The sequence below is a fragment of the Microbacterium xerophyticum genome, from assembly GCF_053543555.1.
In genome coordinates this window covers 345,888-367,627 of sequence record NZ_JBLVOB010000004.1, presented here as the reverse complement: position 1 = coordinate 367,627, position 21,740 = coordinate 345,888, and the positions used below count along the sequence as shown (strand labels likewise).

At 68.7% G+C, this 21,740-nt stretch carries 24 protein-coding genes; 14 read left to right on the top strand and 10 right to left on the bottom strand.

Annotation, left to right across the window (positions count from 1 at the left end; all coding sequences use genetic code 11):
• Positions 1–20 precede the first annotated feature (20 nt).
• Genes ACNPNP_RS04390 through ACNPNP_RS04380 form a run of 3 tightly spaced genes read right to left on the bottom strand, consistent with a single transcriptional unit; the run spans position 21 to position 1,710 of the window.
• Positions 21–761 carry a metal ABC transporter ATP-binding protein gene (locus ACNPNP_RS04390; RefSeq protein WP_448964839.1) on the bottom strand — a complete coding sequence of 247 codons (741 nt, stop codon included), beginning with the start codon at positions 759–761 and terminating at the stop codon, positions 21–23.
• Positions 758–1,570 carry a metal ABC transporter substrate-binding protein gene (locus ACNPNP_RS04385; RefSeq protein ID WP_448964838.1) on the bottom strand — a complete coding sequence of 271 codons (813 nt, stop codon included), beginning with the start codon at positions 1,568–1,570 and terminating at the stop codon, positions 758–760. Before ACNPNP_RS04385 ends, ACNPNP_RS04390 begins: the two co-directional genes overlap by 4 nt.
• Positions 1,564–1,710: a hypothetical protein gene (locus tag ACNPNP_RS04380; protein ID WP_448964837.1), complete on the bottom strand. Its 147-nt coding sequence runs from the start codon at positions 1,708–1,710 to the stop codon at positions 1,564–1,566. Before ACNPNP_RS04380 ends, ACNPNP_RS04385 begins: the two co-directional genes overlap by 7 nt.
• Before the next feature lie 207 nt (positions 1,711–1,917).
• On the opposite strand from ACNPNP_RS04380, the gene ACNPNP_RS04375 reads away from it, so the two are divergent.
• From ACNPNP_RS04375 to ACNPNP_RS04365, 3 genes are all read left to right on the top strand, one after another.
• Complete coding sequence (locus tag ACNPNP_RS04375; RefSeq protein WP_448964836.1) at positions 1,918–3,726, top strand: hypothetical protein; 1,809 nt, start codon at positions 1,918–1,920, stop codon at positions 3,724–3,726.
• A gap of 136 nt (positions 3,727–3,862) precedes the next feature.
• Complete coding sequence (locus ACNPNP_RS04370) at positions 3,863–4,507, top strand: ClpP family protease (RefSeq protein WP_448964835.1); 645 nt, start codon at positions 3,863–3,865, stop codon at positions 4,505–4,507.
• Positions 4,504–5,103, top strand: a complete 600-nt coding sequence (locus tag ACNPNP_RS04365; RefSeq protein ID WP_448964834.1) for a ClpP family protease — start codon at positions 4,504–4,506, stop codon at positions 5,101–5,103. Before ACNPNP_RS04370 ends, ACNPNP_RS04365 begins: the two co-directional genes overlap by 4 nt.
• Positions 5,104–5,200: 97 nt before the next feature.
• On the opposite strand, the gene ACNPNP_RS04360 is transcribed toward ACNPNP_RS04365, so the two are convergent.
• The 3 genes from ACNPNP_RS04360 to ACNPNP_RS04350 all read right to left on the bottom strand — a co-directional run bounded on the left by ACNPNP_RS04360 (position 5,201) and on the right by ACNPNP_RS04350 (position 7,247).
• The gene (locus tag ACNPNP_RS04360; RefSeq protein ID WP_448964833.1) at positions 5,201–5,563 is read right to left on the bottom strand and encodes a helix-turn-helix domain-containing protein; all 363 of its coding nucleotides are present in this window, start codon (positions 5,561–5,563) and stop codon (positions 5,201–5,203) included.
• Positions 5,564–5,635: 72 nt separating this feature from the next.
• Positions 5,636–6,106 (bottom strand): acyl-CoA thioesterase, encoded by a 471-nt coding sequence (locus ACNPNP_RS04355; protein WP_448964832.1) that lies wholly within the window; start codon positions 6,104–6,106, stop codon positions 5,636–5,638.
• Positions 6,107–6,275: 169 nt separating this feature from the next.
• Complete coding sequence (locus ACNPNP_RS04350) at positions 6,276–7,247, bottom strand: acetylxylan esterase (RefSeq protein ID WP_448964831.1); 972 nt, start codon at positions 7,245–7,247, stop codon at positions 6,276–6,278.
• Between the two features lie 217 nt (positions 7,248–7,464).
• On the opposite strand from ACNPNP_RS04350, the gene ACNPNP_RS04345 reads away from it, so the two are divergent.
• From ACNPNP_RS04345 to ACNPNP_RS04335, 3 genes are read left to right on the top strand one after another with little or no spacing between them, the layout of a single operon-like run.
• The gene (locus tag ACNPNP_RS04345) at positions 7,465–8,898 is read left to right on the top strand and encodes a coiled-coil domain-containing protein (RefSeq protein WP_448964830.1); all 1,434 of its coding nucleotides are present in this window, start codon (positions 7,465–7,467) and stop codon (positions 8,896–8,898) included.
• A gap of 54 nt (positions 8,899–8,952) precedes the next feature.
• Positions 8,953–9,795, top strand: coding sequence for a sulfurtransferase (locus ACNPNP_RS04340; protein ID WP_448964829.1), 843 nt, complete (start codon positions 8,953–8,955; stop codon positions 9,793–9,795).
• A gap of 4 nt (positions 9,796–9,799) precedes the next feature.
• Positions 9,800–10,429 carry a DUF6226 family protein gene (locus tag ACNPNP_RS04335; protein ID WP_448964828.1) on the top strand — a complete coding sequence of 210 codons (630 nt, stop codon included), beginning with the start codon at positions 9,800–9,802 and terminating at the stop codon, positions 10,427–10,429.
• Positions 10,430–10,486: 57 nt separating this feature from the next.
• Here the strand turns inward: ACNPNP_RS04335 and ACNPNP_RS04330 are convergent, their stop codons facing one another.
• A complete protein-coding gene (locus tag ACNPNP_RS04330) occupies positions 10,487–11,398 on the bottom strand; it encodes a hypothetical protein (RefSeq protein ID WP_448964827.1) in 912 nt (303 codons plus the stop codon).
• A 294-nt stretch (positions 11,399–11,692) separates the two neighbouring features.
• Here ACNPNP_RS04330 and ACNPNP_RS04325 point away from each other — a divergent pair, with 294 nt between their 5' ends.
• Complete coding sequence (locus ACNPNP_RS04325) at positions 11,693–12,352, top strand: acyl-CoA synthetase (RefSeq protein ID WP_448964826.1); 660 nt, start codon at positions 11,693–11,695, stop codon at positions 12,350–12,352.
• The gene (locus tag ACNPNP_RS04320; protein WP_448964825.1) at positions 12,349–12,714 is read left to right on the top strand and encodes a hypothetical protein; all 366 of its coding nucleotides are present in this window, start codon (positions 12,349–12,351) and stop codon (positions 12,712–12,714) included. The genes ACNPNP_RS04325 and ACNPNP_RS04320 overlap by 4 nt, the downstream gene beginning before the upstream one ends.
• 124 nt (positions 12,715–12,838) lie before the next feature.
• Here ACNPNP_RS04320 and purB read toward each other — a convergent pair whose 3' ends face one another.
• Both purB and ACNPNP_RS04310 read right to left on the bottom strand, forming a co-directional pair.
• Positions 12,839–14,221: an adenylosuccinate lyase gene (purB, locus tag ACNPNP_RS04315; protein WP_448964876.1), complete on the bottom strand. Its 1,383-nt coding sequence runs from the start codon at positions 14,219–14,221 to the stop codon at positions 12,839–12,841.
• A gap of 23 nt (positions 14,222–14,244) precedes the next feature.
• Entirely contained in the window at positions 14,245–14,709 is a 465-nt protein-coding gene (locus tag ACNPNP_RS04310; protein WP_448964875.1) for a low molecular weight protein-tyrosine-phosphatase, read from the bottom strand.
• Between the two features lie 203 nt (positions 14,710–14,912).
• On the opposite strand from ACNPNP_RS04310, the gene ACNPNP_RS04305 reads away from it, so the two are divergent.
• Together ACNPNP_RS04305 and ACNPNP_RS04300 are read left to right on the top strand one after the other, a co-directional pair.
• A complete protein-coding gene (locus ACNPNP_RS04305) occupies positions 14,913–15,176 on the top strand; it encodes a hypothetical protein (RefSeq protein WP_448964824.1) in 264 nt (87 codons plus the stop codon).
• Positions 15,173–16,459, top strand: coding sequence for a hypothetical protein (locus tag ACNPNP_RS04300; RefSeq protein ID WP_448964823.1), 1,287 nt, complete (start codon positions 15,173–15,175; stop codon positions 16,457–16,459). The genes ACNPNP_RS04305 and ACNPNP_RS04300 overlap by 4 nt, the downstream gene beginning before the upstream one ends.
• 48 nt (positions 16,460–16,507) lie before the next feature.
• Here ACNPNP_RS04300 and ACNPNP_RS04295 read toward each other — a convergent pair whose 3' ends face one another.
• Positions 16,508–16,909 carry a phage holin family protein gene (locus tag ACNPNP_RS04295; protein ID WP_448964822.1) on the bottom strand — a complete coding sequence of 134 codons (402 nt, stop codon included), beginning with the start codon at positions 16,907–16,909 and terminating at the stop codon, positions 16,508–16,510.
• Positions 16,910–16,973: 64 nt separating this feature from the next.
• Between ACNPNP_RS04295 and ACNPNP_RS04290 the strand changes: the two genes are divergently transcribed.
• The 4 genes from ACNPNP_RS04290 (at position 16,974) to ACNPNP_RS04275 (ending at position 21,590) form a co-directional block, all read left to right on the top strand.
• On the top strand, positions 16,974–18,041 hold the full coding sequence (locus tag ACNPNP_RS04290) for a histidinol-phosphate transaminase (RefSeq protein ID WP_448964821.1): 1,068 nt from the start codon (positions 16,974–16,976) through the stop codon (positions 18,039–18,041).
• Between the two features lie 85 nt (positions 18,042–18,126).
• Positions 18,127–19,260 carry a thiamine pyrophosphate-dependent enzyme gene (locus tag ACNPNP_RS04285; RefSeq protein ID WP_448964820.1) on the top strand — a complete coding sequence of 378 codons (1,134 nt, stop codon included), beginning with the start codon at positions 18,127–18,129 and terminating at the stop codon, positions 19,258–19,260.
• Positions 19,257–20,237: an alpha-ketoacid dehydrogenase subunit beta gene (locus tag ACNPNP_RS04280; protein WP_448964819.1), complete on the top strand. Its 981-nt coding sequence runs from the start codon at positions 19,257–19,259 to the stop codon at positions 20,235–20,237. Before ACNPNP_RS04285 ends, ACNPNP_RS04280 begins: the two co-directional genes overlap by 4 nt.
• Positions 20,238–20,258: 21 nt before the next feature.
• Positions 20,259–21,590 (top strand): dihydrolipoamide acetyltransferase family protein, encoded by a 1,332-nt coding sequence (locus tag ACNPNP_RS04275; protein ID WP_448964818.1) that lies wholly within the window; start codon positions 20,259–20,261, stop codon positions 21,588–21,590.
• Positions 21,591–21,740 lie beyond the last annotated feature (150 nt).

Genomic DNA, 21,740 nt, shown 5'->3' with positions numbered 1-21,740 from the left:
CTCGAGGATCCAGTCCCAGATCACGGTGCCTCCTTCGAGTCGGGGTCGCTCTCGAGTCCGAACGCGCGCGCCAGGTTGCCGGTCTCGAGTGCCTCTGCGACCGGGCCTTGGAACAGCACGCGGCGCAGCAGCAGCACCGCCTCGTCCGCGAGGGAGGGGAGTGCATGCAGGTCGTGCGTCGAGACGAGTACCGTGCTGCCGGCTGCCGCGAGTTCTCGCAGGAGCCTGACGATCGTCGCCTCGCTGCGCTTGTCGACGCCGGCGAACGGTTCGTCGAGCAACAGGATGCCGGCCCCCTGTGCGATGCCGCGGGCGACGAACGCGCGCTTGCGCTGCCCGCCGGAGAGCTGTCCGATCTGCCGGTCGGCCAGGCCCGAGAGCTCTACCCGCTCCAGCGCCTCTTCGACGGCGCGCTTGTCGGCAGCGCGCGCTCGCCGCAGCGGACCCTGCTGTCCGTAACGGCCCATCATCACCACGTCGCGCACGGAGACCGGGAACGTCCAGTCGACGTCCTCGCTCTGCGGGACGTAGCCGATGAGCCCGCGGCGGCGAGCGGATGCCGGATCCGCTCCCTCCAGCCGCACCTGCCCTGCGGCCGGACGCACGAGGCCGATGACCGACTTGAACAGCGTCGACTTGCCCGATCCGTTCATGCCGATGAGTCCGGTGACGCGTCCCGGTTCAACCGTGAGCGAGACGTCGTCGAGGGCGAGCACGTCGCCGTATCGCACGGTCAGGCCACTGACGTCGATCGCGCTCATGATGCGCCGCCGGTGAGTCCTGCGACGATCAGGTCCGCGTCGTGGCGGATCAGATCGAGATACGTCGGAACCGGGCCGTCGGCCTCGGACAGCGAATCCACGTACAACGTGCCGCCGAAGGTCGCACCGGTCGCCTCGACCACCTGCTGCATCGCCTTGTCGGACACGGTCGATTCGCAGAACACGGCCGGCACGTCGTTGTCGTCCACGAACTCGATCGTCGCGGCGATCTGACGAGGCGTGGCCTGCTGCTCGGCGTTCACGGCCCAGAGGTACGCCTCGGTGAGTCCGGCATCCCGAGCGAGGTACGAGAACGCCCCCTCGCAGGTGACGAGGGCCCGTTCGTTCTCCGGCAGCACGGCGAGGTCTGCGGCGAGCTCATCCTGCACCTGCTGCAGCTCGGCCTTGTACGCATCGGCGTTCGCGGCGAACTCCTCGGCGTGCTCGGGGGCGAGATCACTGAACGCTGCCGCCATCGTGTCGACGTACAGCTGCACGTTGGCCGGGCTCATCCAGGCGTGCGGGTTGGGCTTGCCGGCGTACGCGTCCTCGGTGATGTCGATCGCCTCGACGTCTTCCGAGACCACCACGTGGGGCACATCGACGGAGTCGACGAACTGTGCGAACCAGACCTCGAGGTTCAGGCCGTTGTCGAGGATCAGGTCGGCATCCGCCGCCTTGCGCACGTCGCCGGGGGTCGGCTCGTACCCGTGGATCTCGGCGCCGGGCTTCGTGATCGACTCCACGCGCAGGTGGTCGCCCGCGACGTTCTGGGCGATGTCGGCGAGAACCGTGAAGGTGGTCAGCACGACGGGCCGGTCGTCGTCGGTCGTGCCATCCGGGCCCGCGCATCCGGTCGCGCGAGCGCGAGCCCGGCGGCGACCGCCGCAGCGCGCACGATCGATCCGGACCGCGGGGCGGCCACGACGGCACGACGAGATTTAGGCACACCGAAAATCTATCCTTTAGGGACGCCGAAAACAAGCATGGTGCAACGCTCTTATTGACTTCTGGTCAACGGAAACTGTCGACTCGCTACAGAAGACCGAGTGCCGCAACCCATGAAACTTGGTTTCAATGGGCAAAGGAATGAGGGAGGTGGGGAACGCATACATACACTCCGGGTGGCAACGACGCCACCGACCTTGGAGCCTCAATGACGAGTTCTACGACCCACGCGCACGGCCGCGGCATGCGCATCGCCGTCATCGTCCTCAGCCTGCTGCTGACAGCGATGGTGATCCTGTTCTTCGTGACGACAGCGAAGATCTCCGCCGGTGCGGCGGAACTGTCCGACGGCACGCTGACCGCGAAGGACGGCTCGTCCGAGCTCGCCACCGGTGCGGGCGAGCTCTCCACGGGTGCCGGCACGCTGGCCGACGGCACCGAGCAGCTCGCCGAAGGCGCCGCGAGCGCGCATGCCGGTTCGCAGAAGCTCGTGACAGGGGCGCGGAGTGCATCGACCGGGGCGGCGTCGCTGGCTGCGGGCGCCGACACGCTCGCGGCCGGAGCATCGGATGCCGCGGCAGGCGCCGAGAAGCTCAGCGGCGGCGCCCTGGCAGCGCTGCTCGGGGCGCAGAAGCTGAACGCGGGACTCGCCTCGGCTGATGCGGGCGCACAGTCCGCGCTGAACGGTACGCAGAGCCTCGCGGCGGGTGCCGCGCAGGTGGATTCCGGCGCGCAGTCGGTGCTCGACGGCGCGACCCGCCTCTCCGCGGGTACCCAGCAGGTGGATGCCGGTGCGCAGAAGGCATTGGACGGCGCGCAGCTTCTCTCTGCGGGGGCGCAGCAGACGGATGCCGGCGCGCAGGCAGTGCTCGACGGCATGACCGGCCTCGCCGCCGGTGTCGCCGGAGCGCACCAGGTCGCGGGGCAGGTGCTCGCAGGGGCCGACCAGCTCAACGCGGGGCTCTCGGCCGCGGTCACGCCCGAACTGCAGTTCCTGGCCAGCGACGAGACCGCCGCGGCGATCACGGCGGCAGCCGGCAGCGCTCCCGGCAACTCGCAGCAACTCGCCGACGCTCTTTCGCAGCTCGCCGCTGCCGACCCCGCCGATGCGCAGCTCCAGCAGCTGGCCGCACTCGCGGTGGGCGTCGACGCACAGGTCGACGGCATCGCCGGGGCTGCCGCGGCCGCTCCCGCACTGGCGGCAGGAGCGCTCAATGCCGCGACCGCGGCAGGACAGGTCGCGGCCGGGGCGAGCGCTCTCGTCAACGGCAATGCCGAGCAGGGATGGCCAGGCACGGTCGCGCTGGTCGACGCGGAGAACGGCGCGCCCGCCCTTCTCGCCGGCACGCAAGCGCTGAAAGCGGGCACCGCCCAGGTGTCCACCGGCGCCTCCGACCTCGCGACCGGGCTCGCTCCGCTGCGCGACGGCGCGACGCAGCTCGCCGACGGAGCTTCCCAGCTCGCGAGCGGCGCACAGCCTCTCAAGGCGGGAACCTCGCAGCTCTCCGCCGGCGCGCAGCAGCTCTCCGCGGGACTGCAGTCGTTGAAGGGCGGCACCGCAGAACTCTCCGCCGGTGCGGACAGCCTCACCGGCGGCCTCGACGCCCTCGCCGAGGGTGCGACGTCGCTGCACGCCGGCTCGATCAGGATCGACTCCGGTGCGACGAGCCTCGACGAGGGCGCGGCAGCTCTCGCGGCGGGTACCGCGACCCTCGCCACCGGCGCCTCGACCCTCGATTCCGGCGTCGGCGAGCTCTCGGAAGGCGCGGCCACGATCTCCGAGGGATCGGGCGAACTCGCCGACGGTGGAGAGACGCTCGCGGCCGGTGCGGCTGACCTCGCGGCGGGCAACGGACTCATCGCCGACGGCTCCGGCACGCTCGCCACCGCGACGGCGGGCGCTGCGCCCTCGATGCTGCCGTGGATGCTCGGCACGGTGCTGGTCGGCCTGATCGCGATCGGATTCTGGATCGGTCACCGCATTCAGCACCGACGCGCCCTCGCACTGGCGGCCTGAGACGCTCACGCACTGAACCGCCCCGGCAGGCACCGCACGTGCCGGGGCGGTTCGCCGTCTCCCGCCTCTGCTCACGGCAGAACCGCCGTGAGCGGATTCCCGCGCCGGCTCCGCTCCCGCCGCGCAGGCTGAACTCATGAGCGAAGAGAATCCCATCCCGCAGTTCGGCCCCGAGGCCAGACGCGCGCTGTTCCACGACCGCATCCTGGTGCTCGACGGCGCCCTCGACGATGACAACGGCACGCTGCTGATGACACAGCTGCTCACGCTGTCGGCCGAGGACCCGTCCGCAGACATCGCGCTGTGGATCCACTCGCCGGGCGGCTCGGTGCCGTCGATGCTGGCGATCCGCGACATCATGCGCCTCATCCCGAACGATGTGGCCACCCTCGCACTCGGGACCGCGGCCAGCGCGGGGCAGTTCCTGCTCTCGGCAGGCACGAGGGGCAAGCGTCGGGCGCTGCCGCACGCGCGGATCCTCATGCATCAGGGGTCGGCGGGCATCGGCGGCTCCGCGGTCGAGATCGAGGTGCAGGCTGACGACCTGCGGCAGATGCGCGACACCGTGCTGGGCCTCATCTCCGAAGACACCGGTCAGCCCGCCGATCGCATCTTCGAGGACTCGCTGCACGATCGCTGGTACACGACCGCGCAGGCGCAGGAGTACGGGTTCATCGACGCGATCGTCTCGTCGGTCGCGGAAGTCATGCCGCGGCGCCGCGCGCGGGTCGGTCTGGGAGCGGATGCCGTGGCATCCGCTGAGGAAGGGAAGCAGTCATGAGCAGTTACACGATCCCGAACGTCATCGCGCAGCATCCGCGGGGTGAGCGCGTCATGGACGTCTACTCGCACTTGCTCGCGGAGCGGGTGATCTACCTCGGCACGGGGATCGACGCCGGCGTCGCGAACGCGCTGATCGCGCAGCTGCTGCACCTGGACGCGGACAGCCCCGACGCCGGCATCCAGTTCTACATCAACAGCGAGGGCGGCGACCCGGGTGCGGCGTTGGCGATCTACGACACGATGCAGCACATCCGCCCCGCCATCGCCACGACGGTCGTCGGCCAGGCGATCGGTCCGGCCGCGCTTCTGTCCGCGGCCGGTGCTCCGGAGCAGCGCGCGGCGCTCGAGCACGCGCGCATCGTGCTGCATCAACCGGCTGGGCAGTCGCGCGGGGCCATCCCCGACCTCATCCTCGCCGCCGACGAGGTCGTGCGGGTGCGGGCAGACATGGAGGCGGTGCTCGCCCGCCACACCGGCCGCACCGTCGAGGCGCTGCGCGCCGACACCGACCGGGACCGGGTGTTCACCGCATCTGCCGCGCTCGACTACGGGCTGATCGACCGGGTGCTGGGCGAGCGGGTGGCCACCGCGTAGTTGCCACCACACTTGTCAGTTCAGATCACGCCTGTCTGTCGAAATAGCCCGTTCTCGACTGACATCTGTGATTTCGACTGACAAGTGTCGGTGGGTGTCAGGCGGCGAGGGTGAACGCGCCGCGCGCCCCGGCGGACACGAGGGCGGATGCCGGGGCCGAAGCCGTGCGCAGCTCATCGGCCACGCTGCTCGCGAGCTCGATCAGTGTCGTGTCGAGGGCTCCGGCGACCGCGGCGATCATCTCGCTGGACGGCTCCTTCAGCCCGCGTTCGATCTCGGAGAGGTACTGCGGTGAGACCCCGGCCTTGTCGGCTGTCTCGGTGAGGGTCTCCTCCCGCTCATGTCGGCGACGGCGCAGCTGGTCGCCGAGCAGATGGCGCCAGAGCGGCTCCGGTCCGTTCTGCGGGCGCGGGTCGCGGGGCGGATGCGGCGTGCGGGTGAAGGGGAGGATCTCAGCCATGGTTCACGGTAACGCCGCCGTACGCGGGTGTCACCGAAGTTCTGCTCAGAGCAGAACGCTGCAGCAGGCTGCTCAGGCGGACGGGAGCCTGATCGTCCCGGTGCCCGGGTGCTCGTGCGGCATGCGGTCCCGGTCATAGGTGATGTCCGAGTAGCCATGCGGCAGGGGGTGGCCGTCTTCATCGAGACTGACGAAGACGATCTTCTCAATGGTGAGGATGCGCTTGCGCGTGATCATGTTCCGGACGACCGCGCGCATCGTGAGCGACGTGCGCCCGAAGTGCGTCGCGGTGAGACCCATCTCGATGAGATCTCCCTGGAGGGCGGAGGCCTCGAAGTTGATTTCCGAGATCAGTTTGGTCACCACGCGGTAATTGCCGAGTTGCACGATCGCGTAGATCGCCGCCTCCTCGTCGATCCACTTCAGGAGGCTTCCGCCGAACAGCGACCCGTTCGCGTTCAGGTCCTCCGGACGCACCCATTTGCGGGTGTGGAAGTTGATGCCGTCGTCAGAGGGATTCCAACCGGATGTGTGCTTCGCCATTCCTCAACCGTAGAAGCTCGATGATTCCGGGATGTTTCGCGGTGACGGCGCGGGCGCGGACACTTGTCAGTCCAGATCGCACCTGTCAGTCCGTACCACCGGATATCGACCGACATCCGTGATTTCGACTGACAAGTGTCAGGCCGAACCCAAGCGGCGGCGACAGTTCTCAGCCGGCCAGTCGCTCGGCGAGGAACGCGGCCTGGTTCTGCCACTGCAGACCCTGCCCGCCCTCGTGCTCATTGAACGCGTACTCGGTGATGTCGGCGACTCCGCCCCAGCTGTTGCGTGCGGCGAAGACCGTCGAGGGCGGGCAGACCGGATCCATCAGGGCGACGGAGAACAGGGCGGGTGCCGTGGCTCTGCGAGCGAAGTTCACGCCGTCGAAGTACGACAGGGTCTCGAACACGCGCTCCTCGGTGCCGCGGTGGATCGAGAGGTACCGGACGATCTCGTTGTACGGGTCGCGTCCGGTCAGGCCGACTGCGCGCTCGAACTGGCAGAGGAACGGCACGTCGGGCATCGCGGCGATCAGGCCGGTGGAGAGTCCGGCGGCGGCGATCGCGATGCCTCCGCCCTGGCTTCCGCCGCACACGGCCACGCGCGCAGCGTCGACCCGGTCGAGGGAGCGGATGGCGTCGATCGCGAGCACGGCGTCGGTGTAGACGCGGCGGTAGTAGTAGCTGCTCGGATCCTCGATCCCTCGAGTCATGAAGCCCGGCGCCGCCGGGCCTGAGCCGTGCGGGTCTGCCGTGATCCCGCCGGTTCCCCACGCGCTGCCCTGGCCGCGGGTGTCCATGAAGAAGTGCGCATAACCGGATGACGCCCACCCCAGGCGCTCGTGCGGCAGGCCGCGGCCTCCGCCGTAGCCGTTGAACTCCACGACCGCTGGCAACGGCTCATCGGTGTCTGCGGGCAGCAGCAGCCATCCGCCCACCGGATCGCCGCCGAAGCCGCTGAAGGTCACGTCGTACACCTCCACCGACTGCAGTGGGGAGTCGATGCGGCGAAGCTGGATTGGCAGCGCAGCCGCGCGGGATTCCTCGAGGGTCTGCTCCCAGAAGTCGTCGAAGTCCGCGGGCTCCGCGACATCGGGTCGATAGGAGCGGAGCTCCTCCAGCGGCAGATCGAAACGCGGCATCGCGGCATCCTTCTTCTCGGGGTCGGCGGCAGTTTATCGGCGCGGATGGGGGAGGCGGCGACGCCGCACCCGCCTCAGCGCGCTCATACGGATCTCCCGGTTCCCTAGAGGTGGGGAACTCATTAGGCTGAGTACCGAGTTCGCAGCTCGATCCTCCCCCCATTTCTGCTAGCCGTCGCCTTCCCCCACTGACGCTGCGCGTCGCGAGGGTCGTTCGGTGAGCACCTCCAGAAAGGCACTCCCTGTGAGCAACTCCGCCGAGAACAACGTCGACGAGCACGGGGCCGATTTCTTCGACCAGCTGGCGCAGGGTCAGAGTCGCGAACAGGGCAGTTTCACGATCGGTTTTCGTGGATACGACCGCGGTGAGGTGGATGCCGCGCTGGCAGGCCTGCGGATGCAGGTGCAGCGGGCGGATGCCGACCTCGCTGAGGCCCGCGCGGGGGTGAGCCGCGACGTCGAGTCCGCTCGTTCGCAGCTCGAGTCGGAGCTCGCCGAACGTGAGGCACGCATCGCGGAGCTCGAGGCGCAGAACGACGACCGCATCGCGGCGCTGGAGGCAGATCTCGCCGCTGCCCGCGCGCAGGCCGATGACGCCGAGCAGCAGGTCGCCACGCTCACCAACGAGCTCGTGGATGCCCCGAAGACGGGTGCGGACACCGAGGGTTCACGCCTGCAGTTCGAGGCCGTGCTGCGCGTCGCCGAGGAGCAGGCATCCGTCCTGATCCAGAATGCCGCAGTGCAGGCCGAGCGTCTGCTCGAAGCCGCGCGGGAAGAGGCGGAGTCGCGCCGCGTCGAGCTCGCCGCAGAAGTGGACCGCATCACCGCGCAGGCGCAGCACGACGCAGATCAGGTGCGCCTTCGGATCGACACCGAGTACACCGCGCACGAGGCGACCATTCAGCGCGAGGCGGCGCACGCCGCCGAGAAGGTCATCCAGGCCGAGCAGGAGGCTGCGACCGTCCGCACCGAGGCCGAGAAGGGCTCGGCGGCGCTGCGCTCGATGGTCACGCGTGAGACCAGCCAGCAGCGGGCGGATGCCGAGCGCGAGGTGCGTGAGATGAACGCACGCGTGCTGGAGTTCGAGGAGACCCTGACCCGCCGGCAGGACGACGCGCAGCAGGAGTTCCTGCTGCTGCACAACCAGGCCGTCGCCCACGCCGAGCGCATCACGACCGACGCGAACGAGCAGGTCGCAGCATCCCTCGAGCACTCCAAGCGCATCTCGGCGAAGGCCGATGACTACGAGCGTCTGATGCGTTCGCAGGCCCAGGCCATCGAGGCGGACGCCCAGGTGCGCGCCCGCGAGACGCTGGAGCGTGCACGCGTGAAGGCGCAGAAGATCGTCAGCACGGTGACGGGTCACACGACCGAGGTGCTGCGCGACGCCGAGGACCGCACTCGCCAGCTCCGCTGGCAGCAGCAGCAGCTGAACAGCTTCATGGCCGAGGTGCGCGAGCTCATCCGCCCCGACGGCGTGCTCGGTTCGGATGCCGCGGATGACGACACCGAAGACGCCGACGACGTCGACGTGCTCGAGGAGGGCGACGAGGTCATCGAGCTCGCGCCCGAGGAAGACGACGCGGAGTCCGACGAAGACGCGGAGTCCGACGAGGATGCGGAGTCGGAGTCCGAGGACGCCAAGTCCTGACTCGCCCCTCGCGCCCTTTCACCGCACTATGCAGTGCCGCCGTACCCTGGAACCATGTCCCATCTGGTGAGTGTGAATGAACTGGCCGAGCTGGTGCGCGACGATGCCGTGCGTGTGCTCGACGTGCGCTGGCGTCTGAGCGTTCCGGGCGGGCGCGCGCAGCCGGACGGCCGGGAGGAGTATCTCCACGGTCACATCCCTGGGGCGGTGTTCGTCGATCTCGAGACGGAGCTCTCGCGCCATGGTCGGCCGGATGAAGGCCGGCATCCGATTCCGTCGACCGCGCACGTGCAGGATGCCGCCCGCCGATGGGGTCTGAACGACGGTGACGTGGTCGTCGCGTACGACGATGCCGGAGGCCTGCCGGCTGCACGCGCCTGGTGGCTGCTGCGCCAGGGCGGTGTGGACGTGCGCGTGCTCGACGGCGGCTGGCAGGCCTGGAAGGAAGCCGGCGGCGACATCGAGAGCGGATCCTCCGAGTACGCACCCGGTACGGTGACCCTCGCGGATGTCGCCGGGGGCAGCCTCACGATCGACGAGGCCGCTGAGTTCCCGGCATCCGGTGTCCTGCTCGACGTGCGAGCGCCGGAGCGCTTCCGCGGTGAGAGCGAGCCGCTCGATCCGATCGCCGGACACATTCCCGGCGCGGTCAATCTGCCCACAGGGAAGCACGTCGCCGAGGACGGCACCCTGCGCGACCTCGAATCGCTCAAGAAGAACTTCGCGGATGCCGGCATCGCAGAGGGCACGCCGGTCGCCGCCTACTGCGGCTCGGGAATCACAGCGGCGCACACCGCACTGGTGCTCGCCGAAGCGGGCGTCGACGCGAAGATCTTCCACGGCTCGTGGAGCCAGTGGTCGAACACGCCGGGGCGGCCGGTCGCGACCGGGGAGTAGCCGAATGGATTCCTATCGTCGCCCTGCCATCGAGTCCGTCGTGTTCCGCGACGCCGACGGTGCGGCGATCGAGTACGGCGACCGGTGGGGCGCGGGCTCACCTCCGGAGGAGAGCTACTCGGTGCTGTCGAACGTGGAGCGGTTCCGCCCGCTGCACAGGGTCGGCGAGGCATTGATCGACGCCCTCGCGACCGAGTACGCCGCGGTGATCGAGGACGATCTCGCCCTGGCATCCGAACTCATGCACGATCGCGGCGATGTGATCCGGGCCGTCAAGGTCACTCCACATGATCCCGCGGCGGCCTCCCTGACCTTCGTGTTCACCTCGTTCCCCTCCGTCATCGTGCACGCTGGGCTGCTGCACGACTTCCTCTACCCGGTGTGCGGCTGCGATGCGTGCGATGAGGGCTGGCAGCGAACGGCGCAAGAGATGGAGTGGTGCGTGCGGACTGTCGCGGCAGGCGGTTATCGAGAGAGCGCCGGCCCGCGAAGCATCGGATTCCGGCTCGCTGATGAGAGCGGTTCACGCAGCGGCTCCGCGCGTCGCCAGGACTTTCCACGATCCCGATCGGATGCTGCCGCGCGGACGCTCTCCGCGCTCGACGGGTGGAATGCCTGGCCGCGCACCGTGTGACGGCCTCCGTCTCCGGACGACACCGGGCTCGCAGAGACGCTCGGTCTCCGCGCGGGATCATCCGCGCTCGCCGTACCCCCAGCGCAGGACCAGCATCCCCGGGCCCCAGCCTTGCCGAACCTGGTGGATGGTGGTCGCGCCGTTGAGGAAGAGTGGTGTCACGACTGTCTCAGTCGGGGTCTCCTCGACCTCTTCGATCCAGTCCGGTAGTGCATCGGGATGGAACCTGGTCCACAGCACAAGCTCCCGTGCCCGACGGGCCACGCCGTGCCCGGTCTCGGCGTTGGGCGGATAATCAGGGGGAAACTTCAGCTTCCATTCCAGCATCGTCGTCTGCGCCGGGCCCAGAGGCCGCTCGAGCTCGAACATCGCCCCGTGCACTTCGCCACTGGGGTGCGAGTGAGTCCGTGAGATGCGACCTCCGGAAACTGCGCTGAAGATCGGAGCCGGCGTGCGGACCCCAGGCGTGAGGTCGAGGTAGGGCACATCGGTGATGGTGCCCGCGGTGCACTGCAGCAACGTGCGCGTGGTTCTGGAGATCACGAATCCATCGGCGCCGACCTCGGTGACGGCTGTGGTGGAAACATCGCGGCCAGGATCCATGACCGGTGCGCCCAGAGCTATGAACGTCTCTGCGGTGGCGGATTCCAACCGCGCGGATTCGAGCGGATACTGCGGAGCGCCGATGGGGCCCACGCGCTGGCTCGGCCCGACGATACGGCGCAGCGCACCGGCATCCAACTGTAGAAGCGACTCGATCTCATCGACGGCCGCGAGTGACTGCGGCCCTTCCGGACGTCTGGCGCCGGATCGCCAATAACTCAACGTCGCCGCCGAGACCGGATTGCCGCTATCCGTCAGCCGTTCGCGCAACCACGTGAGAGTGACGCCGCGCGCATCGATCGCTGCTCGCAGAGACGTCGCGAAATCGGCCGTTTGCTCAGCATTCGCTGAGTCTTCTTCGTACATCACAGACCTCCCCCAGGTATGTGAAGAAGCACTAGGTACTTTGAGCCTAGGCCAGTCGCAGACGTCCCGGGCCCGGAGCGTCAGGCGCAGGTCATGGGTCGGATCGTCGCAGGCGGAACCCGCAATTGCGTCGATGAACGGCCTGACGCAGTGCCCCCTGCGTGAACCGCGGGGCTCGGTGATCGTTCTGGGGACGCCGCCGAGCCCCGCGATCCCGCGGTGACCCGGCGTACGCGGGTGCCGTGCGCCCACGCGTAGACTGGATGCACCACCCCGGAAGACCGAGGAATCGTCATGTCTGCCCCAGCTCGCACCTTCACCGTGCGCAACATCCAACTGCTGCGCGCTCTCTTCGCGGCGGCGTCGGCGCTCATGATCACGTTCTCCTCCGACCACTCGGCGGCCGTCGGGTTCGCGGTGTTCGGCGGGTTCGTCGCCGCGAGCGGATTCATCCTCCTGCTCGGCGCATGGCTCGCGGTGCCCGCCGGGTCGCGCTGGCCCCTCATCCTGCTGGGCGTCATCGACGTGCTCACCGCGATCGTGAGCGGCGTGCCCACCTGGCGCACCGACGCCGTGTTCTTCGTCGTCGTCATCATCTGGGCCGCAGCGACCGGTCTTGTGGAGCTCATCGCAGGCCTGCGCGCACGTCGCACGGATCCGACCGCGAAGGACTCGATCACGGTCGGCGCCCTCGGACTGCTCCTCGCGGTCGTCCTGCTCATCATCCCCGCCGGATACTCGCTGCAGTACTCGGTCGACGGCGCTGGGGCATTGACGCTCACCGGCATCATCCTGGCCGTCGGTATGGTCGGCGGCTACACCGCCATCGTCGCGGTGTTCCTCGCGATCGCCGGCTTCTCGCCGAATCGCCCTGGCACGACGAGCGACGAGACGAAGGATGCCGACACCGACGGCGCCACGAGCGCCTCGGTCGAGACTGGAGGATCCGCGTGAGCGAGAAGAAGCCCAATCGTCGAGAACTGCTGCGCCCGCTGCACCTGCTCGGGATCGCGCTCGTGTGCGGAATCTTCGCGGCCGTGGTCACGCTGGTCTCGACCGGAGCCTTCACGTCCCGCGTCAACGTCGCGATCGCGAACGGCTCCTACGAGGGCCTCACACCGGTCACGCTCGGCCTGGTGATCGGCGGCGGCGCGTTCATCGTGACGCTTCTGATCATGTCCATGCTGATCCTCGCCGTCGACCCGCGCGAGTACCAGGACCAGACGCTCGACCGTCCGGTTCTCTACGACGAAGAGCCGGGCGACGACGACGCTGCCGGCAGCGGAGAATCGGGTCCGTCCACCTCTGAGCGCTGACGCCGTCCGCGAGTGCGCGTAGTGCGCAGTTTTCGCGTGCGCTGCACATCTCAGCAGGCGCTACATCGATCGATGCCGCGGATGCCGAGATGTGTAGCGCGTGCAGAGAGAAGCCCCGCGCGGGCTACTTCGCGAGGCGCTCGGCGATGCCGGTGTACGTCGCGGGTGTGAGCGCGAGCAGACGCTGCTTCGCGGCATCCCCGATCTCGAGACCCTCGACGAAGGATGCCAGTTCCGCTGCCCCGACGCGGTGACCACGGGTCAGTTCCTTGAGAAGTGCGTACGGGTCGCTGATCGTCGAGCGGCCGGCGACGACCTCGGCGCGGATGACCGTCTGGATGGCCTCGGCGAGGACTTCCCAGTTCACGTCGAGATCGGCGAGCAGCACGTCGCGGGCCAGCGAGATCTCGTTCAGACCGCGGCGCAGGTTGTCGAGGGCGAGCAGCGAGTGGCCGAACGCGACGCCGATGTTGCGCTGCGTCGTCGAGTCGGTGAGGTCGCGCTGCATCCGCGAGGTGACCAGGGTCTGCGACAGCGAACCCAGCAGGGCGGCGGAGAGCTCGAGGTTCGCCTCGGCGTTCTCGAAACGGATCGGGTTGATCTTGTGCGGCATCGTCGAGGAACCTGTGGCGCCGGCGACCGGGATCTGCGTGAAGTAGCCGATCGAGATGTAGGTCCAGATGTCGGTCGCGAGGTTGTGCAGGATGCCGCCGGCATGACGCATGCGGTCGTAGAGTTCGACCTGCCAGTCGTGCGACTCGATCTGCGTCGTCAGCACGTTGAAGCCGAGACCCAGGCCCTCGACGTACTCGCGGGCGATCGTCGGCCAGTCGGCATCGGGATCTGCCGCGAGGTGCGCCGACCAGGTGCCGGTCGCACCGGAGAACTTCGCGAGGAAGTCGGAGCCGGCGAGTTGGGTGCGCACGCGCTCGAGGCGCCACGCGAAGACCGCGAGTTCCTTGCCCATGGTCGACGGCGTCGCGGGCTGACCGTGCGTGCGGGAGAGCATCGCGGCATCCGCGTGCTCGACGGACAGCTCGCGGAGCCCCGCGATCAGGCCGGCGAAGGCCGGCAGCCACACATCCTCTACGGCGCGCTTGACGGTGAGCGCGTACGAGACGGAGTTGATGTCCTCGCTCGTGCAGGCGAAGTGGGTGAGCTCGGCGATCGAGTCGAGGCCCAGCGCGTGAAGGCGGTCGCGCACGAGGTACTCGACGGCCTTCACATCGTGGCGCGTGACCGCTTCCTTCTCGGCGAGCCAGTCGATCTCGTTCTGGCCGAAGTCGCGGTAGAGGCCGCGCAGACGCTCCTTGTCGGCATCCGTCAGCGGCGCGGTGCCGAACAGCGAACGGTCGGTCAGTGCGACCAGCCACTCCACCTCAGCCTCGACGCGGGCACGGTTCAGGCCCGCCTCGGAGAGGTAGTCGCCGAGAGCGGCGACGGCCGGGCGGTAGCGCCCGTCGAGGGGGCTCAGCGGCTGGACGGGGAAGGAGTTCGGGGAAGTCAGGGGAGTCCTCCTGATCGGGCCCCTCAGTTCTGGGGCAACGTGCGCGGCATCATGCGGCTGGAGCGCAGGGCGGGTTCGAGCTGGCGGAACAGGCCCCTGGTCGCGGTCTCAATCATAGCCAGCACCGAGTCGAACATCGGTGCCTCCGCGTAGTACGGATCGGGTACGTCGAGGTTCTCGGCATCGCGGTCGAACGACAGCAGCAGCGTCACCTTGCCCTCCTGGTCCTCATCGCGCGCCCACTCGCGCAGGATGCGCTCGTGCGTGCGATCCAGGGCGACGACGAGGTCGTTCTCGGCGAAGGATGCCGCGGTGAACGGTTTCGCGCGATGGCGCGACCCGTCGTACCCCCGTCGCTCGAGTGCCTCGATCGTCCTGGCATCGGCGCGCTCGCCCACATGCCACTCGCCGGTGCTGGCGCTGCTCGAGGCGATCCGAGCCCCGAATCCCTGTCGCTCGGCGAGATCACGGAACACCACCTCTGCCATGGGAGAGCGGCAGATGTTGCCCGTGCACACGAAGATCACGCGGAAGGGCTCGGGCGATGTCACGCGTCCCATTCTGCCCGTCGGTGCCGTTCCTGCACAGCCGCACTCGCTCTCTTTCTGCACCATCACCTCTCGAAGCGGGCTCTGCACGGTTCGCGCTCCTGCTCGGGGCACCGGACGGCGGAGCGCGCCATCCTTGGCGCATGCTGAACATCATCGCCTCGGACGGCTGGGCTTCGGATGCGCTCTGGACATGGTTCTCCGCACGGCGCGCGGTCGATGAAGCGATCAGCGCCCTCGATGACGCGGGAGTGGGGCTGCTTCCGCTCGTGGAGGCGAGCGAGTGGCAGGCCGAGGGCGGGCGGGCCCTGCACGCCCTCATCATCGACTTGAAGGACCGCACCACGACCGAGGTCGGCGTGCTGAGCAGCCGCCTGTGGGAGTTGGACACGGCTGGTCGAGCATGAGCGACGGCATCGACATCACCCACGGCGGCGCGATCGCCGTCGACCCCGACGCGCTGCGTGCCGTCGCGACGGCGTTGGGCGCGATCGCACCGACGATCGCCGATGCCGCGGCCGCGGTGCGCAGCGCACACGGTTTCATCGTCGCCACGCCGGAGCTCAGCGCTCAGGTCGACACGGTGGCGCTGTGGGCGAGCGGGCAGCGGATCGATGCGCTGCACGCGGAATGCCTGACCGCGTCGGCCAACACGCTGCTGATGGCCGACGTCTACGAACTCGTCGAACTGCGCGCGCAGCTGTCAGCGCTGGCGGCGCAGGACACGGCGCAGGCCTTCGCCATCGACGCGCGCATCGCGCAGCTCGAGAGGTCCGATCCGCGAGTGGTCGAGATGGAGAAGTGGTTGCTCGCGAACTGGCACGCGAAGCGATTCGAGGGGCTGGACGGACAGCTCGACATGGGACCGATGGGTACGGGCCCCGGCGTCGTGCCGGATCTGGGGACGCTGCTGGGTGTGGTCGCGGCGGCCGCAGCGACCGGCTCCGGCAGGCTCTCACCGAATGCGACGCTCTCCGGGAGCGGCGGCCCGGTGTCGGTGACGCCCGTGCGGACGGGCACGCAGATCGCTCCGCCGACGAGCCTGGCTGAGGCGCTGAGGCGCTTCCCCGACGCGACAGGCGCGCAGCTCAAGGTCGAGAAGTACACGATGCCCGACGGCACGAACAGGTTCGTGCTCTACGCGAAGGGAACGCAGCCCAGCCTCGACCCGAAGGAGCCCTTCGATCTGAAGTCGAACCTCGACCTGTACGCGGGGAAGGAGTCGGCGTCGTACGCCGCGACGGTCGAGGCTCTGGAAGCGGCGGGGGCGCAGCCGGGAGACGAGGTCCACGTGTACGCGCACTCGCAGTCGGCGATGAACGCCGCTTATCTCTCGACGCAGAGCGACTTCGACGTGACCGTGCAGGTGACAGCGGGCAGCCCGGTGCATCCGGTGGTGGCAGAGGACCAACTGCTCATCGAGTTGCGGCACACCGACGATTTCGTCAGCAGCCTCGCCGGCGGCGGAGCGCCGGGCGGCACCGGCTCAGCGGACAGCGTCGTCGTGACCAGGGACGGCGATCTCTTCGACGCGGTGTTCCCGGCGCACATGATGGAGAGCTACACCGAGACCGCGGAGATGGCGGACGAGTCGGGCGACGTGCGCTTGGAGGCGTGGCTCGCCAAGGCCCGAGAGCTGAACGAGGCCGTCGCGATCGAATCGACGGAGTACGTCGCGCGGAGGCGGTGACGCGTCCGATCCGGCCGTGGGCCGAGGATCAGTCCCGTGGGCCGAGGATCAGTCGCGACGCTGCTTGCGCTGCGGGCGGAGGATGCCGCCGAACACCGCGTTGATGATCGAGATGATGATCGCCGCGAGCACGCCCCACCAGAAGCTGCCGACCGTGAGACCCCAGCCGAAGCCGGACGTGATCCACGCGGTGAGCCACAGCAGGAAGCCGTTGATGATGAGGCCGATGAGTCCGAGCGTGAGGATGTAGAGCGGGAACGCCAGGATCTTCACGACCGTGCCGATGATCGTGTTGACCAGTGCGAAGATCGCGCCGACCGCGAGCAGTGTGAGCACGAGCTGCAGGGTCTCCCCTGGAGGGAATGCGACGATCGCGACCTGCAGCGCCGGGATCAGCGTGACGACCCACAGTGCGAACGCGTTGATGACGACTCGGATGATGAAACGCATGGTGGATTCAGTCTCGCACGACCGATGACGGTTGTCACCGGACGGTCACTCGTAGACTGACCTCGTGACCGAGCCGATCCTTCCCCGCATCCGTCCAGAGATCGCCGCCCTCGCGCCGTACCGGCAGGGCAAGCAGGCGGGGCCGGATGCCTTCAAGCTCTCCAGCAACGAGAACCCGTTCGATCCGCTGCCGTCCGTGCTCGAGGCTCTCGGTCGCACCACGCCGATCAACCGCTATCCCGACGCCTCGGCGACCCGCCTGCGAGAGCGTCTCGCGGCCCGCTACGGCGTCGAGGTCGACCAGGTGCACGTCGCCAGCGGCAGCGTCGCCATCCTCTACCAACTCGTGCAGGCCGCGGCATCCGTCGGCGACGAGGTCGTCTACGCGTGGCGCTCGTTCGAGGCCTACCCGGGTCTGCCCCTCGTCGCCGGGGCGACCGGCGTACCGGTGCCGCTGACCGCAGATGCACGGCACGATCTCGACGCGATGGCGTATGCCGTCACCGAGCGCACCCGCGCGATCCTGTTGTGCACCCCCAACAACCCCACTGGTCCGATCATCACGGGCGACGAGTTCACCGCGTTCATCGGCAAGGTTCCCTCCGACGTGCTGGTCATCCTCGATGAGGCGTACGCCGAGTTCGTCACCGCGGAGGGTGCGGTGGACGGGCTGGCCTCGCGCGTGTTCGAGCAGCATCCGAACGTAGTGGTGCTGCGCACCTTCTCGAAGGCGTACGGACTCGCCGGGCTCCGCGTCGGATACGCGATCGGTCAGGCCAAGGTGCTCGATGCGGCGAGGGCGACCAGTGTTCCGCTGTCGGTCACGGCCGCCGCGGAGGCCGCCGCGATCGCGAGCCTCGATGCCGCGACCGAACTGCTCGACCGGGTCGCGGTGATCGTCGAGCGGCGGGCGCGCCTGCTGGACGGACTGCGTGCACTGGGCTGGGACGTACCCGACGCGCAGGGCAACTTCGTGTGGCTGCCCACCGGCGATCGCACCGATGAGATCGCCGCGGCATTCGTGGCCGCCGACATCGTCGTCAGGCCGTTCGCCGGCGACGGCATCCGCATCTCCGTCGGCGAGGACGCCTCGATCGACCGGGTGCTCCACGTCGCCTCCACTGCGCGCTGATCAGCGGTTTCTCCGGACTCCGGGCAGATACGAGGGCGTCCTAGGTATACGTGACCGGGCATGTCGGCTCGGTTAGCGTAGAACCGTGACCTCGTCAGAGACCGATATCGTCCGCGTCCTCGAGGCGGATGGCCGCTTCGCGCCCAGCCCTGCCGCCGAGCAGTATCTGCCACTGATCGAAGCGATCAGCGATGCAGAGCTCGAGCAGTTCTACCGCGACATGGTCGTCATCCGCGCGATCGACAATCAAGCCACCAACCTGCAGCGCCAGGGGCAGCTGGCCCTGTGGCCGCCGAGCCGGGGCCAGGAGGCGGCGCAGGTGGGATCGGCCAGGGCAGCGCGCGCGCAGGACACCGTGTTCCCCTCGTACCGCGAGCACGCCGTCACCCGCATCCGGGGCGTCGATCCGATCGGCATCATCAAGCTGATGCGCGGCATCTCGCACGGTGGATGGGATCCGACCGATCCGGCCAACGGCAACACGCGGCTGTACACGCTGGTGCTCGGCTCGCAGGTGCTGCACGCCACGGGGTACGCCATGGGTCTGAACTTCGGCGACCGCAGCGGCACCGGAGACCCCGAGCGCGACGAAGCAGTGATCGTCTACTACGGCGACGGCGCCTCGAGCCAGGGCGACGTGCATGAGGCGATGGTCTTCGCCGCCAGCTACCAGACCCCGACCGTCTTCTTCCTGCAGAACAACCAGTGGGCGATCTCGGTGCCCGTCTCCACGCAGACCAGGGTGCCGTTCGCACGACGCAGTGAGGGCTACGGCATCGACAGCATCCGCGTCGACGGCAACGACGTGCTCGCGAGCTACGCCGTCTCGCGCGTCGCTCTCGACGAAGCCCGCGCCGGAAAAGGCCCCCGCGCGATCGAGGCGGAGACGTATCGCCTCGGCGCGCACACCACCAGCGACGACCCGACGAAGTACCGCACCAGCGACGAGGAGCAGTCGTGGCAGCTGCGGGATCCGATCCCGCGCATGCGCGCGTTCCTCGAGGGGCGGGGCGCCGCAGGGTCATTCTTCGAGGAGGTGGATGCCGACGCCGCCGACGCCGCGGAGGACCTCCGTGTCCGCTCCCTCGCACTCGAATCGCCACCTGCGAACAAGATCTTCGATCACGTGTACAGCGAGCCGCATCCGCTCATGGACGAGCAGCGCGCGTGGCGCGCCCAGTATGAGGCGTCCTTCGAACAGCCGGGAGCCCAGTCATGACGCTCGAGACGATGCCGCTCAGCAAGGCCCTCAACGCCGGCCTTCGCAAGGCGATGGAAGACGACCAGAGCGTGCTCCTCATGGGAGAGGACATCGGCAAGCTCGGCGGGGTGTTCCGCATCACCGAGCATCTGCAGCGCGACTTCGGTGAGAAGCGCGTGCTCGACACGCCGCTCGCGGAGTCCGGCATCGTCGGAACCGCGATCGGGCTCGCGATGGCCGGGTTCCGGCCGGTCTGCGAGATCCAGTTCGACGGCTTCGTGTTCCCCGCGTTCGATCAGATCACCTCGCAGCTGGCGAAGATCACCAACCGGCACGAGGGTGCGCTGTCTATGCCGATCGTGATCCGCATCCCGTACGGCGGCCACATCGGCGCGATCGAGCACCACCAGGAGAGCCCGGAGGCCTACTTCACGCACACGCCGGGGCTGAGGGTCGTCGCGCCGTCGACACCGAACGATGCGTACTGGATGATCCAGGAGGCGATCGCCTCGAATGATCCGGTCATCTTCCTCGAGCCGAAGAGCAAGTACTGGCAGAAGGGCGAGGTCGAGTTCGACCGGTCCGCCGCGCCGCTGCACTCGTCGCGCGTCGTGCGCACCGGTACCGACGTCACCCTGATCGGCCACGGCGCGATGGTCACGACGCTGCTGCAGGCTGCTGCGCTCGCCGAGGGCGAGGGCACGAGCTGCGAGGTCGTCGACGTGCGGTCGCTGTCACCGGTCGATTACGGTCCCATCCTCGACTCGGCCCGCAAGACCGGTCGTGTGGTCTACGCGCAGGAAGCGCCGGGGTTCAACAGCCTCGGCAGCGAGATCGCCGCGACCGTGATGGAGCGCGCGTTCTACGCGCTCGAAGCCCCAGTGCTGAGGGTGTCGGGCTACGACACCCCGTTCCCGCCCGCCAAGCTCGAGGGAACGTTCCTCCCGGATGCCGACCGCATCCTCGAGGCCGTCGACCGGTCATTGGCCTACTGACCAGTTCCGAAAGGACTCGCAATGAGCACGCAGAACTTCAACCTTCCCGACGTCGGCGAGGGCCTGACCGAGGCCGAGATCGTCACGTGGAAGGTCGCTCCTGGTGACGATGTCGCCGTCAACGACGTGATCTGCGAGATCGAGACGGCCAAATCGCTCGTCGAGCTGCCGTCGCCGTACGCCGGCGTCGTCGGCGATCTGCTGGTCGGCGAGGGCACCACAGTCGAGGTCGGCACCCCCATCATCAGTTTTGTGTCGGATGCCGGAGCAGCCGCGGTCACGCAGCCACCCGCCCCTGCGGAGGAACCCGGCGGCTCCGTTCTCGTCGGGTACGGCACCGGTGCGGGCGCGACCTCCCGTCGCACGCGCCCCGCGGTGCGTCCGGTGCGCTCGTCGGTCGGCGTGATCGCGAAGCCGCCGATCCGCAAGCTGGCCCGCGACCTCGGCGTCGATCTCTCCTCGATCACCCCGACCGGCGCCGACGGCGAGGTCACCCGCGATGACGTGGTGAAGCAGGCGTCGCAGGCGAGCGTGTTCCGCAACATCGAGACCCCGGAGTGGGGCGCGGTGCGCGAGGAGACGGTGGCGCCGAAGACCGCTCCGGCCGGCCTCGCCCGCGGCGTCGCCGCGTCCGCATCTCACGATTCCGATGCACGCACCGAATCGATCCCCGTCAAGGGGGTGCGCAAGGTCAGCGCCTCGGCGATGGTGCAGAGCGCGTACACCGCACCGCACGTCACGGTCTGGAAGGAGGTCGACGCGACGCGCACGATGGAGCTCGTCAAGCGCCTGAAGACCTCGCCCGACTACGCCGACATCAAGGTGTCGCCGCTGCTGATCGTGGCGCGCGCCGTGATCTGGGCGGTGCGCCGTAACCCGATGGTCAACGCGGCCTGGGTCGAGACCGACGGCGGCGCCGAGATCTCGGTACGCCACTACGTCAACCTCGGCATCGCCGCGGCGACCCCGCGCGGACTGCTCGTGCCCAACATCAAGGACGCGCAGGACCTCAACATGCGCGAGCTCGCGCGGGCGCTCAACCGCCTGACTCTGACCGCGCGCGAGGGCAAGACCCCGCCGGCCGACCAGCAGGGCGGCACGATCACGATCACCAACATCGGCGTGTTCGGGATGGATGCCGGCACCCCGATCATCAACCCCGGCGAGGCCGGCATCGTGGCGATGGGCACGATCAGCCAGAAGCCGTGGGTCGTCGACGGCGAGGTGCGTCCGCGGTACGTCACCACGGTGGCAGGGTCGTTCGACCACCGCGTGATCGACGGCGACGGCATGAGCCGCTTCATCGCCGACGTCGCCAGCATCCTGGAGGAGCCCGCGCTGCTCGTCGACTGATGTGAGACGTCGAGCTAGGTGATCCGCATGCCGGTTGAAGTTGATCTCCGTCAAACCATGCGCACCGGTTCAAGGGGTTGCTCCATGCAAGTACCGGGATCCCCTGGCTGTCGATCCAGTCTCGGTCCGCTCTGGCAGTGAACGTCCCCC